Origin of the sequence: Chromohalobacter sp. 11-W (assembly GCF_029889905.1) — a bacterium.
GTDB lineage: Bacteria > Pseudomonadota > Gammaproteobacteria > Pseudomonadales > Halomonadaceae > Chromohalobacter.
Genome location: NZ_JARANZ010000006.1, coordinates 44931 through 59600, shown reverse-complemented (window position 1 = coordinate 59600; position 14670 = coordinate 44931). Strand labels below are relative to the sequence as shown.

Annotated in this window: 12 protein-coding genes; 2 read left to right on the top strand and 10 right to left on the bottom strand. The window is 62.8% G+C overall.

The window, feature by feature from the left end; all coding sequences use genetic code 11:
- Positions 1 to 110: 110 nt before the first annotated feature.
- Positions 111 to 887, bottom strand: a complete 777-nt coding sequence (locus OP494_RS09875; protein ID WP_280540550.1) for an RNA methyltransferase — start codon at positions 885 to 887, stop codon at positions 111 to 113.
- 134 nt (positions 888 to 1021) lie between these two features.
- Here OP494_RS09875 and OP494_RS09870 point away from each other — a divergent pair, with 134 nt between their 5' ends.
- The gene (locus OP494_RS09870; RefSeq protein WP_280540549.1) at positions 1022 to 1816 is read left to right on the top strand and encodes an inositol monophosphatase family protein; all 795 of its coding nucleotides are present in this window, start codon (positions 1022 to 1024) and stop codon (positions 1814 to 1816) included.
- Between the two features lie 80 nt (positions 1817 to 1896).
- On the opposite strand, the gene OP494_RS09865 is transcribed toward OP494_RS09870, so the two are convergent.
- The 4 genes from OP494_RS09865 to speB all read right to left on the bottom strand — a co-directional run bounded on the left by OP494_RS09865 (position 1897) and on the right by speB (position 7496).
- Positions 1897 to 3345, bottom strand: a complete 1449-nt coding sequence (locus tag OP494_RS09865; RefSeq protein WP_280540548.1) for an aldehyde dehydrogenase family protein — start codon at positions 3343 to 3345, stop codon at positions 1897 to 1899.
- A 102-nt stretch (positions 3346 to 3447) separates the two neighbouring features.
- Entirely contained in the window at positions 3448 to 5085 is a 1638-nt protein-coding gene (locus OP494_RS09860) for a 5-guanidino-2-oxopentanoate decarboxylase (protein ID WP_280540547.1), read from the bottom strand.
- 10 nt (positions 5086 to 5095) lie between these two features.
- A complete protein-coding gene (locus OP494_RS09855) occupies positions 5096 to 6487 on the bottom strand; it encodes a YjiH family protein (protein ID WP_280540546.1) in 1392 nt (463 codons plus the stop codon).
- A gap of 46 nt (positions 6488 to 6533) precedes the next feature.
- Positions 6534 to 7496 (bottom strand): agmatinase, encoded by a 963-nt coding sequence (gene speB, locus OP494_RS09850; protein ID WP_280540545.1) that lies wholly within the window; start codon positions 7494 to 7496, stop codon positions 6534 to 6536.
- A 183-nt stretch (positions 7497 to 7679) separates the two neighbouring features.
- On the opposite strand from speB, the gene OP494_RS09845 reads away from it, so the two are divergent.
- On the top strand, positions 7680 to 9095 hold the full coding sequence (locus tag OP494_RS09845; protein ID WP_280540544.1) for a sigma 54-interacting transcriptional regulator: 1416 nt from the start codon (positions 7680 to 7682) through the stop codon (positions 9093 to 9095).
- Between the two features lie 85 nt (positions 9096 to 9180).
- Here the strand turns inward: OP494_RS09845 and secF are convergent, their stop codons facing one another.
- From secF to queA, 5 genes are all read right to left on the bottom strand, one after another.
- Entirely contained in the window at positions 9181 to 10089 is a 909-nt protein-coding gene (gene secF / locus OP494_RS09840) for a protein translocase subunit SecF (RefSeq protein ID WP_280540543.1), read from the bottom strand.
- Between the two features lie 12 nt (positions 10090 to 10101).
- Positions 10102 to 11952, bottom strand: coding sequence for a protein translocase subunit SecD (gene secD, locus OP494_RS09835; protein WP_280540542.1), 1851 nt, complete (start codon positions 11950 to 11952; stop codon positions 10102 to 10104).
- Between the two features lie 100 nt (positions 11953 to 12052).
- Positions 12053 to 12382, bottom strand: coding sequence for a preprotein translocase subunit YajC (gene yajC, locus OP494_RS09830; protein WP_040242920.1), 330 nt, complete (start codon positions 12380 to 12382; stop codon positions 12053 to 12055).
- Between the two features lie 69 nt (positions 12383 to 12451).
- Positions 12452 to 13570, bottom strand: coding sequence for a tRNA guanosine(34) transglycosylase Tgt (tgt, locus tag OP494_RS09825; RefSeq protein ID WP_280540762.1), 1119 nt, complete (start codon positions 13568 to 13570; stop codon positions 12452 to 12454).
- A 10-nt stretch (positions 13571 to 13580) separates the two neighbouring features.
- Entirely contained in the window at positions 13581 to 14651 is a 1071-nt protein-coding gene (queA, locus tag OP494_RS09820; RefSeq protein ID WP_280540761.1) for a tRNA preQ1(34) S-adenosylmethionine ribosyltransferase-isomerase QueA, read from the bottom strand.
- Positions 14652 to 14670 lie beyond the last annotated feature (19 nt).

Sequence of the window (14670 nt, the reverse complement as noted above, 5' to 3'; positions counted from 1 at the left end):
TTGAGGTAATCGGGCGTCGGTGATGAAGCGATTGACCAGGCAGGACATGCAATCCGTATGGAATGTTTGCCTGAAACGTGTCCGTATTATGGGAAAACCCAGTAACGCGGTCAACCATTCCCGTCGTGGCTCTCCTGGCGGGCCAGTGCCCGGCTTTGCTTGTTCACGGCCCCGAGAATGCCGCGCAAGATATTCATTTCCATGCTGTCGATGTGGCTACGCATGAAGAGTCGGCGTAGACGTGCCATCAACTGACGCGGGTTGTCGGGGTCGTGAAAGTCGATCTCGGTCAGCGTCTGTTCGAGATGAGCGAAGAAGCGCTCCAGATCGTCATGACTGGCCGGCGGGTTGTCCCATTCGACCCCGAACGGCGTATCCGCAGCGTCGTCCGCGCCCAGTGCCGCCAGTCGACATTCATAGGCCAGCACCTGGACCGCAGCGGCCAGGTTGAGTGAGCTGAAATCGGGGTTGGTGGGGATGTGCACATGGGCATGGCAGCGCTGCAGCTCGCCGTTGGTCATGCCGCTGTCCTCGCGCCCAAAAACCAGCGCGGCCTGGGCGGCCTCGGGCGCGCACTCGCCAGGGAGGCGTTCGCCCAGCGCGCGCGGGGTGAGCATGGGCCAGGGGAGATGACGCACACGAGCGCTGGCGCCGACCACGAAGGTGCAATCACCGACAGCCTCCTCGAGCGTGGCATACACCTTGGCATTACTCACCAGGGCATCGGCACCGGACGCGCGAGCGTGGGATTCGGCGCCGTATACCTCGCAGCGGGGCGCGACGAGGGCAAGATCGGCAAGGCCCATATTGTGCATGGCGCGGGCTGTGCCGCCGATGTTGCCGGGATGGCTGGTGCCAATGAGAACGATACGCAGTTTGTCGAGCATGATGATAGGGCGCGCGGCTGAGAAACGAACGGCGAGTCTATCATGGCTTGAAGGCCGCGAAACTTCCCGTCGTGGGCGCCTTCTGCTAGGATGTGCGACGTTCTTTAACAGTTTCCGAGATTCAGGCCCGTATCATGCATCCCATGGTTCAATTCGCACTGCGCGCCGCGCGTAGTGCCGCCGAGCAGTTCGTGCGTGCTCGCGACCGCATCGAAGTCGCGCGTGGCGACCGGCAGCTCGATCAGCTGCTGGAAGATACTGCGCGTAACGCAGAAACGCTTATCGACGCGCAGTTTCGTCGCAGCTATCCCCAGCATGGTCTTTCCGGTCGCTATACGGCGCACCGTGACGGCGAAGGTGAGGGCGCCGATTACCACTGGCGCATCGAGCCGTTCCACGGTTATTCCAACCTGGCCGTGGCATCGCCCAACTTCGCCATTTCCGTTATCTGTCTGGTCAAGGGCAAGCCCGAGCATGCGGTGATTGTCTGCCCCTTCAGCGACGACGAGTATCTGGTCAGCCGTGGGCGTGGCGCGCAGCTCAATGGACGCCGCATTCGCGTGCCCAATCACATCACGGTCGAGGGCGCGCGCATTGCCGTCGGTTTGCCGGAGCCCTGGCTGCGTTCGCGCCACCTGCCGACGTATTTGGCCTTGGTTCAAGGCCTCGGGCCACAGGTCGAAAACTTCCTCAGCAGCGGTAGTGGCCTTCTGGATCTCGCGCAACTCGCTGCTGGCCGTGTCGATGTTGCCTTCGTGCTGGGACTCGAGGAGCAGGATCAAATGGTCGGCAGTCTCCTCCTCAAGGAGGCCGGTGCGTTGCTGGGCGGGCCGGACGGTAGTCCCACGGTCGCTATCGAGCAGAATCTCATGGCGGCTACGCCGCGCCTTTACAAGACACTGGTACAGCAGCTCAAACCGCGGATGTAAGTCCTTTTGACTGGTCCGCACGCAATACCCCGCCGACATCGCGTTCGGCGGGGTATTTTTCGTTGTGCGGCTCGTTTCGGTCAGTCCGCCGGGCCGATCAAGTGTTTGACCTCGAGATAGGCGGAGAGCCCCCAAGGACCGAGCTCACGGCCGATGCCGCTATGCCCGAAACCGCCCCAGCTGGCTTCCGGCATGACGATCTGCTCGCTGTTGTACCAGATGTTGCCGGCACGCAGGGCCCGTCCGACGCGCTTGGCGCGTTGAGGGTCGCCGCTGATGACCGTGGCGGCCAGGCCGAAGTCGTTGGCGTTGGCCAGTGCGATGGCATCTTCGTCGGAGGCGACGCTGCGCGCGCACAGCACCGGGCCGAAAACCTCTTCGCGCCACAGACGGCTATCGGTGGGTACGTCGCGATACAGCGTCGGTGCGATAAAGTAGCCCTGGTCCGGCAATTGGCGGTGACGTGTGTCGCGCACTGCCTGAAGCCCTTCGCGCTCGGCGATGGCCAGGTAGTCGCGGACCCGATCGCGCTGACGTTGGCTGGTCATCGGGCCCATGTCGGTATCCGCGCCCAGCGGATCGCCCAGGCGTATGGCGTCGATGCGTGTCGCCAGCGCCTCATAGAGCGCCTCGGCAAGCGATTGGTGCACGATCAAGCGTGAGGTCGCCGAGCAAATCTGCCCGCTATTGAAGTAGATACCAGCCATGACCCAGTCGGCGGCCTGTTCGACCTCGGCATCCTCGAGCACCAGGATCGGCGATTTGCCGCCGAGCTCCAGCGACACCCCGCGACTGCCCTCGGCGGCGGCCTGCATCACGCGTTCGCCCACGGCATTGCTGCCCGTGAACGACAGCTTGTCGATACCGGCATGACGCGTCAGCGGCGCGCCGATACCGTCGCCATCGCCATGCAGCAGATTGAGCACGCCGGGCGGTAGCGCGATCTCCAGGGCGATCTCGGCGAGGACCTGTTCCGGTAGCGGCGTGACCTCGGAGGGCTTGAAGACCACCGTGCAGCCCGCCGCCAGGGCTGGCGCGATCTTCCAGGCGCTGGTCACCAGCGGGAAGTTCCACGGCGTGATCAAGCCAACCACGCCGGCGGGATCTTCATAGCAATAGGCGTCGACACCTTCGATGTCATGCATGATACGGCGCCCCTGCCGGGCTTCCAGCTCGCGTGCCTGGCGTGCGTAGTAACGATAGCAGGCGATGGCGTCGTCGAGGTCGATGCCGGCCTCGGCGAGGGCCTTGCCGTTATTGGTCGCGGAAAGCTCCATCAGCGCTTCGCGGCGCGCCGTCAAGGCATCGGCCAGCGCCTCCAGATAGGCCCCGCGCGCCTCGCCGCCCAAGGCGCTCCAATCGGGCAGGGCGCGACGAGCGGCGCTCACTGCCGCGTCGACGTCTTCGGCATCGCCGGCCGTAACCTCGGCGATCTGGCGCTCATGATACGGATCCATCACCGCCAAACGCCGCGTGCCTTGACTGGCCACCCAGCGATTGTCGATGAACTGATGATCGAGCTGTTGCATGTAGACTCCTTTAAAGGGCGTGGTGACGGCGCCAAGCATCGATCATGGCGTGTAAACGTGCCCCGGGAAAGCTGGGAAAATGACCGCCGTGGACGATGCGCATCAGCCGAGCGCCGCCTGCCAGCGTTCGGCGTCGATCTCGATCAACGTCGGCGATGTGCGCGAGACCTTGCTGAGCGCGAGATCGAGGGCAGCGGGAGATTCGACCCGATGCGAGGTAAGGCCGAATCCTTCTGCCAGCCGCTGGAAATCGGGCGGCGTGGGGTCGACGCCGACGCGAGCGACGCCATGCGCATCCATGTAGCGGCGGATTTCCTCATAGCCGCCGTTGTTCCAGAGCACCACGACCACCGGCAGGCCTTCGTCGACGGCCGTGGCCAGCTCGCTCAGGGTGAACATCGCGCCGCCATCGCCGACCAGGGCCACGACCGGTGTGCCGGGTTTGGCCAGTTGGGCGCCAAATGCCGCCGGCAAACCGTAACCCAGGGTTCCGTAACCGGTCGAGGCGTTGAAGTAGTGCCGTGGCGCCGCACGCTCGACGAGATGATTGCCGGCGTAGACCGGCGCGGTGGAGTCGCCGACGATGATGGCCTCGGGCAAGGCGTGATCGAGCGCGGCATAAAGCGTCACGAACGTCGCCATATCCGGACGCGTCGGCAGCGCCAGCGCTTCATGGATGGCGCGGGTGCGTTCCGCGCCGTGGTGTGCGAGCGGGGTAGGGAAGTGCGCCAGCAGGGCCGACAGCGCGGTGCCGGCGTCGCTGACCAGTCCCAGGGCCGTCGCCTGGTTGCGCACCAGTTGCTCCGCTTCCAGATCGATGCGAATCAAGCGACCGGTCAACGTGAAGCCGTCGTCGAACACCACGTCGTAATCGGTTTCGCCGAGCTCGGTGCCCACGGCGAGGATGACGTCGGCATCGCGAGCCAGCGCACGTACATCGGGCCAGGTGGCGTTGGCGCCCAGGTCGAGGGGATGCCCGCGCCCAAGTACTCCCTTGGCGTTGATGGTGGTCACGGTCGGTGCGTCGAGCTGCTCGACCAGCGTCCGAGCCGCTTCTGATGCATCCGCACAGCCTCCCCCCAATAACACCAGTGGGGCATGAGCCTCACGTAGCCACTCGGCGGCTAGCTGTACGCCATCGGGGTGCGGCGCGGGTCGGTAGAGCCGTGCCGGCGAATGATCGGTGGGGAGCGAGACCGGCGCATCGAAAAGATCGATGGGAATCTCGATATGTACTGGCCCTGGCCGTTCGGAATGAAAGACCGCAAAGGCACGCGCTAGCACTTCCGGCAAGGCGCTCGGATCGAGCAGGGTGTGGCTGAAACGGCTCACGCCCGCCAGCACGTTCTGCTGGCTGGGCAACTCGTGCAGGCGCCCTTGGCCGCGTCCCAGGGTGTCGCGACGGTTGACGCTGGAAATCACCAGCATGGGGACGGAATCGGCCAGTGCCTGCCCCATGGCGGTGGCGATATTGGTCATTCCCGGCCCGGTGATGATGAAACAGACTCCGGGCTTGCCGCTGGCGCGGGCATAGCCGTCCGCCATGAACCCTGCGCCCTGTTCGTGGCGCGGCGTGACGTGGCGCAGGCCGCCCGCTTCCAGGCCGCGATACAGCGGCACGGTATGCACGCCGGGAATGCCGAAGACCGTATCCACGGCGTAACTGTCACGCAGCAGGCGAACCAGTGCCTCGGCGCAGCTAATCGAGCGAGCGGAAGGCGAGTTCGTGTCGTTGGTCATGGAGAGCTCCTTACGCCACCAGCCAGTGGCCCATCACGACGATGATCGGCAACGTGATAGCGGTACGCAGCAGGAAGATGACGACCAGTTCCCAGAGCTTGAGCGGAATCTTGGACTTGAGCAGCAAGGCGCCGATTTCAGACATGTAGATCAACTGCGTCAACGACAGGCAGGCGATCACGAAACGCGTCAGTTCGCTCTCGATATCGCTGGCCAGCACGGCGGGCAGGAACATGTCCGCGAAACCGACCAGCGTGGCCGGCGCGGCGGCCGCCGCTTCGGGCACGCGCATCCACTCGAGAATCGGCACCATCGGATAGGACAACCAAGTGAACAGCGGCGTGAACTCGGCGAGGATCAAGGCCACGGTGCCGATGGCGATGACCAGTGGCAGCAGACCGAAGAAAATATCGGCGACGTTAAGCAGCGCATGGCGCAACAACTGACGCGGTCCCGGTGCCTTGTCGGCGCGGTCCACAGCCATGCCCAGGCTATAGCGAAATAGGCCCTTGGTGCCGGTGCGTTCCTCGGCGAGGCGGCAACCCACAGGTTCATGGTAGGTGTTCGGCTTGCGCGAGAGTGGCGGCAGGCGCGGGACGATCACCGCAGCCACCAAGCCCGCCACGACCACCGTCAGATAAAACGGCACGAAGAGGTGGTTGATGCCGATGAAGTTGGTCACCAGAAGTGCAAAGGCAATCGAGACGATGGAGAAGTTGGTGGCAATGGCCGAGGCCTCACGCCGATTGTAGTAACCCTGCTCGTATTGCTGCGTGGTGATTAGCACACCCACGGTGCCTGAGCCCATCCACGAAGCGGTGGCGTCGATGGCGCTGCGTCCTGGCAGACCGAAAATCTTGCGGAATGGCGTGCGGACTAGGCTGCCGATGAATTCCATGAAACCGAAGTCGACCAGGAAAGGCAGCAGAATGGCGGCGAAAAAGAAAAAGGTCAGCAGTACGGGTGCCAGGTCGTTGAGCATGACCCCGCCGGTGAAAGAAGCGGTCACGAACTCGGGGCCGACCTGGAAATAGGTCATGACCGCGAAGACGGCGCCCAGCAGACGCATTGCCATCCACAGTGGCTCGACGTCGAACAGTTCACCCAAGGCGTTCTCGCGGGCCCAGCGGGGTTTGGCACACTTGACGAGTAGGGTCAGCAGTGCCGACGCGCAAAGTACGGCTACGGCGATGGCGGGCAGGGCATCGCCGAGAAACGCCTTGAGGCCATCGGCGAGCAGTCCCATGCCGATATTGATGGTGTCGCCCGTCGAGAAGGGCACCAGAAACATGCCGATGCCGATCAGCGACGGGATGAGAAACTTGAGAAGCCCGCGCGGCGTCAGCGGCGCGTTATCGGGAGTTCCACCGCCAGCGGCGGTGGAATCGAGGGATGCAGACATAGATGTCACCACTTGTTGTTGTAGAGCCCCCAGTTAGGGGCAGGGCTTAGCGGCGCTTGACGCCGGGCAGCACGCAGAGCATTTCATAGAGCAACGTGGCGCCCATCAGCGCGGTGTTGCCGCTGGTGTCGTAGGGCGGTGCGACTTCGACCAGATCGCCGCCGACGATATTCAGTCCCCAGGCGCCACGGACGATCTCTAGGCCTTGCGACATGGCCAGGCCGGCCGCTTCGGCGGTGCCGGTGCCGGGCGCCACCGAGGGATCGAGAGCGTCGATGTCGAAGGTGATGTACACGGGGCGGTCGCCCATCTGCTCGCGCACTTCGGCCATCAACGGTTCTAGCGACTTGTACCAGCACTGCTCGGCGGTCACGACGCGGAAGCCTTGTTCGCGGCACCAGTCGAAGTCATCGGCGGCGTAGCCGGTGCCACGCAGCCCGATCTGGATCACGCGTTGGCTGTCCAGCAGGCCCTCTTCCTGGGCGCGACGAATCGGGCAGCCATGAGCGACTTCCTCACCGAACATGTGTGGGTTGATATCGGCATGGGCGTCGATATGGATCAACCCAACCGGACCGTGTTTCTCGGCGATGGCCTGCAGCACCGGCCATGTCAGGGTGTGGTCGCCGCCGAGCGTCAGCGGCACGGCATCGTGGCTGAGCAGTTCACGATAATGCTGGCGAATGATCTCGACGCTTTTCTTCAGGTCGAAGGTATTGATCGCCACGTCGCCGGTATCCGCCACTTGTAGACTATCGAACGGCGCCGCGCGGGTGGCCATGTTGTAGGGCCGCAGCATGCGCGACTCGTCGCGAATCTGGCGTGGTCCCAGGCGGGTGCCCGGGCGATTCGAAGTGCCGATGTCCATGGGAATGCCGACGAAGGCAGCATCGAGCCCGTCGGCGCTCGCCTGGGTGGGTAGACGCATCATGCTCGCGATGCCGCCGAAGCGAGGCATCTCATTACCGCCCAAGGGTTGATTGAAACGCGGGGCGTCGTGATCGCTCATGCTGGGCTCCTGGTAAAAGCGGTGGATTATTGTTGGTGCTTCCTTATTATAAGCACGAACCATGCCAAGTATCGCCAACGAAAAATCAATGACTTAGTGCCATGAGTGATGCAGTCTTGTATTGCTCGACGGCTTTCTGTGATCCACTATTGTATCGCGATACAAAAATGAATCGAGGATGGCATGCGAGATCAGGATATCGATGCACAAACGCTCGAGGCGTTGGTGCATACCGGCCACGACCATGTCTTCATCGTCGATGTTGATGGCCAGGTGCTGGATGTCAGCCCGGGAAGTGCCGCCGTCTACGGCATGAGTCGCGAGTCGCTGTGCGCGACCACGGTCTACGAGCTGGAAGCGCGCGGCGTGCTATCGCCCTCGGTCTCGCTCGAGGTCATCCGAACCGGTCAGCCGGCGCAGGTCATGCAGCGAACCGGTACGGGACGCCAAGTCATCGCTGAGGCATATCCGGTGTACGCATCCGGGCGCTTGGTGCGCGTCATCAGTCGCTCCATGGACATGACCGATCTGCGCCTGCTGCAGGATGAATACGCACTTCTCCAGCGCCGCTTTAACGAGCATCTCAAGCGTGGCGGCGCGCCGGCAGCGGGGGATGCGTTAGAGCTGGAATCGCTGGAGGTGCGCAGTCAGGTCATGCATGAGGTGGCGCAGCTCATCAAGCGGGTGGCGCCGACCGACGCCACGGTGCTGATGCTCGGTGAGTCGGGGGTCGGCAAGACAGCCTTTGCGCGCCAGTTGCATCGTTGGAGCCAGCGGTGCGATGGCGCCTTCGTGGACGTCAATTGCGCGGCGATCCCCGAGTCGCTGTTCGAATCCGAGATGTTCGGCTATCAACCCGGCGCGTTCAGCGGCGCCGCACGGATGGGCAAGGCCGGGCTCCTGGAGCAGGCCCACAAGGGCACGTTATTTCTCGACGAAATCGGCGAGTTGCCCCTGGCCATGCAAAGCAAACTGCTGAAGGTGATTCAGGACGGTTACCTGACGCGGCTGGGCGATACGCGCTCGCGGCGAGTCGATTTTCGCCTAGTGGTCGCCACCAACCAGGACCTGGCGCAACGCGTGGAGGAGGGGCGTTTTCGCCTCGACCTTTACTATCGGCTCAATGTGATCCCCGTTACGCTGCCGCCCTTGCGCGAGCGCCGAGAAGATATCCCCGGCCTCGCGGAACGCCAGCTCGCCCGGCTCAACGAGCGCTATGGCATGGACAAGGTGCTGCATCCTCGCGTGTGGCCGGAGTTGATGGGGGGCGACTGGCTAGGGAACGTCCGCGAGCTGGAGAACTGGCTTGAACGCGCCTGGTTATCCGCCGAGGGCGGCGTTATCGGGGCACCGATGGAGGAGCGTGACGTGGCGCCAGCGCGCATGAGTACAGCGGCACGGGGCGACAGTTCGCTGGCGACGCTGGAAGAAGGGCGCTCCCTGCGCGAGACGCTGGAGGCCGTCGAGGCCGAGATCCTCGGCGAGTTGGCGATGCGGTTGTCGAGCACCTATGCCATGGCCGAGCGCCTGGGTATCAGCCAGCCCAGCGTGGTGCGCAAGCTGCGCCGTCATGGGCTGAAGATTGTGTCGCGCGACTAGTCCAAACCATACAAGCCCCCAACGCAATACGCCTCCCGAGGGGGAGGCGTATTGGAGACTGAAAAGCTGCTAGGCCGATGATGGCTCAGGGCAGTTCTTCTTCCTCGTCGCTTTCCTTCTTCGTTCGGATCAGGTCCTGGCGCTGCAGTTTGATAGCGAGCAACAACGCGGCGGCCACGTACACCGATGAGAAGGTCCCCGCGACGACGCCGAGTATCAAGGCGATCGAGAAGTTGTGGATCATGTCTCCACCGAGGAAGAACAGTGCCAGAAGTACCAGCAATGTGGTTCCCGATGTCGCCATGGTGCGCGCCAGGGTCTGGTTGATCGACTCGTTGAATATCTGCGCCATGTCGTCGATTTGCGATTTGCGGATATTCTCGCGTATTCGGTCGTAGACGATGATGGTGTCGTTGAGCGAGTAACCGATCACCGCCAATATGGCGGCCAGGACCGTCAAATCGAAGTCCAGCCCGAACAGCGCGAAGATGCCGAGTATGATCACCACGTCATGGCCGAGGGAGATCAGGGCGCCGAGCGCGAACTTGTACTGGAAGCGGAACGCCACGTACACCATGACCACCGCCAGGGCCAGCAGCATGCCCATGCCGCTCTGATCGCGTAGCTGATCACCGACCTGCGCACCCACGAACTCGGCGCGGACCAGGTCAACCGGATTCGCTTCGCTGTCCAGAATACCCACGACGCGTTGCCCGACATCGTTGTCGAATGTCTGCTGCAGGCGCACGAGGATGTCATTGGAGGTGCCGAAGGTTTGCACCTGGGCATCCTCGAAGCCTTTGTCGCCCAATTTGCTGCGCAGGTCGTCGAGGGCTGGGGCTTGCTCATAGCGGACTTCCACCAACGTGCCGCCGGTGAAGTCCAGGCCCAGGTTGAGGCCTTTGAACGCCAGGGCACCGATCGCAACGACCGCGAGCAGCACGGAAACGGCGAAGGCTATGCGGCGTTTGCCCATGAAGTCTAACTGTCGCATCGCTCGCTCTCCTCAGATCCAGATTTTCTTCAGCGGGCGTCCGCCGATGGTGAGGTTGATCAGGGCACGTGAGACCAGGATGGCGGTAAACATCGAGGTCAGAATGCCCAGCGACAGCGTGACGGCGAAGCCTTTGACCGGCCCGGTGCCGATCGAGAACAGAATGACCGCCACCAGCAGGGTGGTGATGTTGGCGTCGACGATCGAGGTAAAGGCGCGCTCGAAGCCAGCGTGTATAGCCTGTTGTGCAGGCATTTTGGCCCTGATCTCTTCACGTATTCGTTCGAATATCAAGACGTTGGCATCGACCGCCATGCCCAGGGTCAGCACGATCCCGGCGATCCCGGGGAGCGTCAGAGTGGCACCGAGCATCGACATCGCAGCAACCAGCAGCACCAGGTTTAGCCCCAGCGCGACATTGGCGACCACGCCAAAGGCCTTGTAGCGCACCAGCATGAACAGCACCACGAGCAACAGCCCGAGTTCTACCGACAGGATGCCCTGGCTGATGTTCTGGGCGCCCAAGCTAGGGCCGATAGTACGTTCCTGGGCGAAATAGATGGGCGCCGCCAGCGAGCCGGAGCGCAGCAGCAAGGCCAGGTCCGCCGCCTCGCTCGAGGAATCGAGGCCGGTGATGCGGAAACGATTGCTCAAGGCGCTTTGTATGGTCGCCAGACTGATGATGCCGCGCTCGGTATAGGCCTCGCGTTTTTCGACCTCTTCACCGTCTTCCATCACCGTGTGTGTACGGGTCTTGTGCTCGATGAAGACGACCGCCATGTTGCGCCCGATATTGGAGCGCGTGGCACGGCTCATCATCGAACCACCGGTGCCATCGAGGTTGATGTTGACCTGCGGACGGTTGTTTTGATCGAAGCTGCGGCTGGCGCTGGAGACATGATCGCCGGTGACGATGACGTCACGCATCAACTCTGCGCTGCGGTTTTCGTCATTGCGAAAGTTGAGCGTTTCGATTTCGCGCTCGGGCGTATCCGGGCGGGCTTCCAGGCGGAACTCCAGGTTCGCCGTGGCCCCCACGATACGCTTGGCGGCGGCGGTGTCCTGCACGCCGGGCAGCTCGACGACGATGCGGCTGGGGCCCTGGCGTTGCACCAGTGGTTCCGAGACGCCCAGCTCGTTGACGCGGTTGCGGATCGTCGTCAGGTTCTGATTGACGGCATAGTCCTGCAGTGCCTGAACGGCCTGTTCGGTGAAGGTCATTGTCAGGGCCGCACCACTACTGCTGTCTTCGTTCTCGTAGTCGAAGTCAGGAAACTGGTCGGCGATCAAATCGCGCGCAGCGTTGCGATCATCCTCACTGGCGAACTGGAACGTAATCGTACGATCGCCGATCTCGGTGTCACGATAGCGGATACGCTCGTCACGCAGGATGTCGCGGACGGCGCTGGCATTCGCTTCCAGGCGTTGCTGGACGGCGGCGTCCATGTCGACTTCCAGCAGGAAGTGCACCCCGCCCTGAAGGTCGAGCCCGAGCTTCATGGGGGCGGCGGAAAGGCCGGCCAACCAGTCGGGTGTCGCGTCGGCGAGGTTGAGTGCCACGGTGTAGGCGTCGCCCAGGTGATCGTCGAGAATGTCGCGGGCAGCGATTTGCTGATCGGCCTCGTCGAGGCGAATCAGCGCGCTGTTGCCATCCAGTTCGCTTTGCTTGATGTCGATGCCTTCGTCCTCGAGCGCTTGGGTCAAGCGATCGAGACGCTCTTGATCGAGTGCGGTGCCGCTGGCGGTACTGCTGATCTGAACGGCGGGGTCGGCGGGGTAAAGATTGGGTAACGCGTAGATGATGCCGACGAGAAGTACGATGAGTATCAGCAGATACTTCCACAGGGGATAACGGTTGAGCATGGAAGCCCTGTCCTTGTTGCTGACGCAGAAGACAACCACCGACCATAGAGCATGGCCGGTGGCGTTGAGGAGGAGCGGTTTCGCGCCTCCTGATCGGGGATCAGATGGACTTCAGGGTGCCCTTGGGCAATACCGCGGCGACGGAGTTCTTCTGAACGTTCACCTCGGTGCCTTCGGCGATTTCCAAGCTGATGAAATCGTCGCCGACATTGGTGACACGTCCCATCAGGCCGCCACCGATGACGATCTCATCGCCCTTGGCCAGATTGCTGATCAGTTGTTTGTGCTGCTTCGCACGCTTGGACTGCGGGCGCCATAGCAGAAAGTAGAAGATCAGCACGAAGCCGACTAGCATGACGATCTGGGCAATGCCGCCGCCCGCGGGGGAAGCATCCTGCGCGTGAGCTGCGGGAATGAAAAACTCCAGCATGGATTGTTATCTCCGGATGGTAGTTGGGGGTGAACCTGGACCCGAGAGCGTATCCCGGATGGCCTTGGATTACGCTGACAGCGGCGGCACCGGCATGCCGCGCCGTGCGTAGAAGTCCTCGACAAAGGCAGTCAATGTACCCGCTTCAATGGCAGTGCGCAAACCAGCCATGACGCGCTGGTAATAGCGTAGATTGTGCACGGTATTGAGCATCGCGCCGAGCATTTCGCCACAACGGTCCAGGTGGTGCAGATAGCTGCGCGTGAAGTGCTGGCACGTATGACAATCGCAATCCGCTTCGAGTGCCTGCGTGGAGTGGCGATGCTGGGCATTACGGATCTTGACGGTGCCATCCGCAGTGAAAAGATGGCCATTGCGCGCGTTGCGTGTGGGCATCACGCAGTCGAACATATCCACCCCGCGCCGTACGCCTTCGACCAGGTCCTCGGGCTTGCCGACACCCATCAGGTAGCGTGGCTTGTCGTCCGGCATCCAGCCCGGCAAATAGTCGAGTACCTTGAGCATCTCCTCCTTGGGTTCGCCCACTGACAAACCGCCGATGGCAAGCCCGTCGAAGCCGATGTCCAAAAGCCCCTTTAGGGAGCGCTCGCGAAGCTCGGGATACATGCCGCCCTGAATGATGCCGAATAGCGCCGAGGGCGAGTCGCCGTGCGCGATGCGCGAGCGCTCGGCCCAACGCAGCGACATCTCCATCGAGTGCTTGGCCTCTGTCTCGGTGGCCGGGTAGGGCGTGCATTCATCGAAGATCATCACGATGTCCGAGCCCAGCGAGCGCTGCACGGCCATCGATTCCTCGGGGCCCATGAAGACCTTGGCGCCGTCCACGGGGGAGCGGAAATGCACGCCTTCCTCGGTGATCTTGCGCATGTCGCCCAGCGAAAAGACCTGGAAGCCGCCGGAGTCGGTGAGGATCGGCTTGTCCCATTGGGCGAAGTCATGCAGGTCGCCGTGCGTCTCGATGACCTCGGTGCCAGGGCGCAGCCATAGATGAAAGGTGTTGCCGAGAATGATCTCGGCGCCGATGTCCTTCACCGACTGGGGCGTCATGCCCTTGACCGTGCCGTAGGTGCCCACCGGCATGAAGGCGGGCGTTTCTACGCTGCCGCGAGGGAAGCTCAAACGGCCGCGTCGTGCCATGCCGTCTTCGGCGAGGCGCTCGAAACGCATGAAACTTTCGTTACGCATGGGAAGTCTCGGGAAAGGGGTGTGACGTCTCAGCCCGGCTGAGCAACATGGCATCGCCATAACTGAAGAAGGCGTAGCGCTCGGCGACGGCTTCGCGGTAGGCATGCATCACCTGGCGATAGCCGGCGAACGCCGAGACCAGCATCAATAGGGTCGACTCGGGCAAGTGGAAGTTGGTGATCAGCGCATCGACACAGCGCCAAGCGTAACCGGGATAGATGAAGATATCGGTATCGCCACGGTAAGGTGCGATGCGGCCGTCGTCGCGGCCTTGGCTGGCGGTTTCCAGGCAGCGCACGCTGGTCGTGCCCACAGCGATGACGCGCTTGCCGCGTGCCCGCGTGGCCTCGACCTGGCGACAGAGTGTTTCGTCGACTTCCAGCCATTCGCTGTGCATATGGTGCTCGCGAATATCGTCCACGCGTACCGGTTGGAAGGTACCCGCGCCCACATGCAGAGTGACATAGCCCATCTCCACACCACGCTCGCGCAGCGCCGCCATCAGCGACTCGTCGAAATGCAGGCCAGCGGTGGGTGCCGCCACCGCGCCCTCACGTCGGGCGTAGACGGTCTGATAGCGCTCGCGATCGTCGAGCTCATCCTCACGGTCGATATAAGGCGGCAGGGGCATATGTCCGTGACGTTCGAGCAATTCGATCATCGGCGTCTCGCCCAGGAAACGCAGCTCGAACAAGGCCTCATGGCGCTCCTCGACCACCGCGTGGATGTCGCCCTCGAAAATCAGCTCGGTGCCGGGCTTGGGAGCCTTGCTGGCGCGCAGATGCGCCAGGCCCCGGTGCGCATCCAGCGGGCGTTCGAGGAGCATCTCCACGCGCCCGCCGCTGGCTTTTTGCCCGAATAGTCGCGCGGGAATCACACGGGTGTCGTTGAACACCAGCAGGTCGCCGGGCTCGAGCTGCGTCAGCAGGTCGGTGAAACGGCGGTGCTGGACCTCGCCGCTCTCATCGTCCAGGCATAGCAGACGGCAATCGCTGCGCGTCTCGGACGGGTAACGAGCGATCAGCTCATCGGGGAGATCGAAATGGAAATCGGCGCGCTGCATGGCGTTGGAGAAAACGACC

Excerpts from the sequence above, each read along its gene's own strand:
- OP494_RS09855 (WP_280540546.1), bottom strand. The coding sequence starts at position 6,487 with ATGTCTGCATCCCTCGATTCCACCGCCGCTGGCGGTGGAACTCCCGAT.
- OP494_RS09875 (WP_280540550.1), bottom strand. The coding sequence starts at position 887 with ATGCTCGACAAACTGCGTATCGTTCTCATTGGCACCAGCCATCCCGGC.
- yajC (WP_040242920.1), bottom strand. The coding sequence starts at position 12,382 with ATGCTGGAGTTTTTCATTCCCGCAGCTCACGCGCAGGATGCTTCCCCC.
- OP494_RS09870 (WP_280540549.1), top strand. The coding sequence starts at position 1,022 with ATGCATCCCATGGTTCAATTCGCACTGCGCGCCGCGCGTAGTGCCGCC.
- OP494_RS09845 (WP_280540544.1), top strand. The coding sequence starts at position 7,680 with ATGCGAGATCAGGATATCGATGCACAAACGCTCGAGGCGTTGGTGCAT.
- speB (WP_280540545.1), bottom strand. The coding sequence starts at position 7,496 with ATGAGCGATCACGACGCCCCGCGTTTCAATCAACCCTTGGGCGGTAAT.
- tgt (WP_280540762.1), bottom strand. The coding sequence starts at position 13,570 with ATGCGTTTCGAGCGCCTCGCCGAAGACGGCATGGCACGACGCGGCCGT.
- OP494_RS09860 (WP_280540547.1), bottom strand. The coding sequence starts at position 5,085 with ATGACCAACGACACGAACTCGCCTTCCGCTCGCTCGATTAGCTGCGCC.
- OP494_RS09865 (WP_280540548.1), bottom strand. The coding sequence starts at position 3,345 with ATGCAACAGCTCGATCATCAGTTCATCGACAATCGCTGGGTGGCCAGT.
- secD (WP_280540542.1), bottom strand. The coding sequence starts at position 11,952 with ATGCTCAACCGTTATCCCCTGTGGAAGTATCTGCTGATACTCATCGTA.
- queA (WP_280540761.1), bottom strand. The coding sequence starts at position 14,651 with ATGCAGCGCGCCGATTTCCATTTCGATCTCCCCGATGAGCTGATCGCT.
- secF (WP_280540543.1), bottom strand. The coding sequence starts at position 10,089 with ATGCGACAGTTAGACTTCATGGGCAAACGCCGCATAGCCTTCGCCGTT.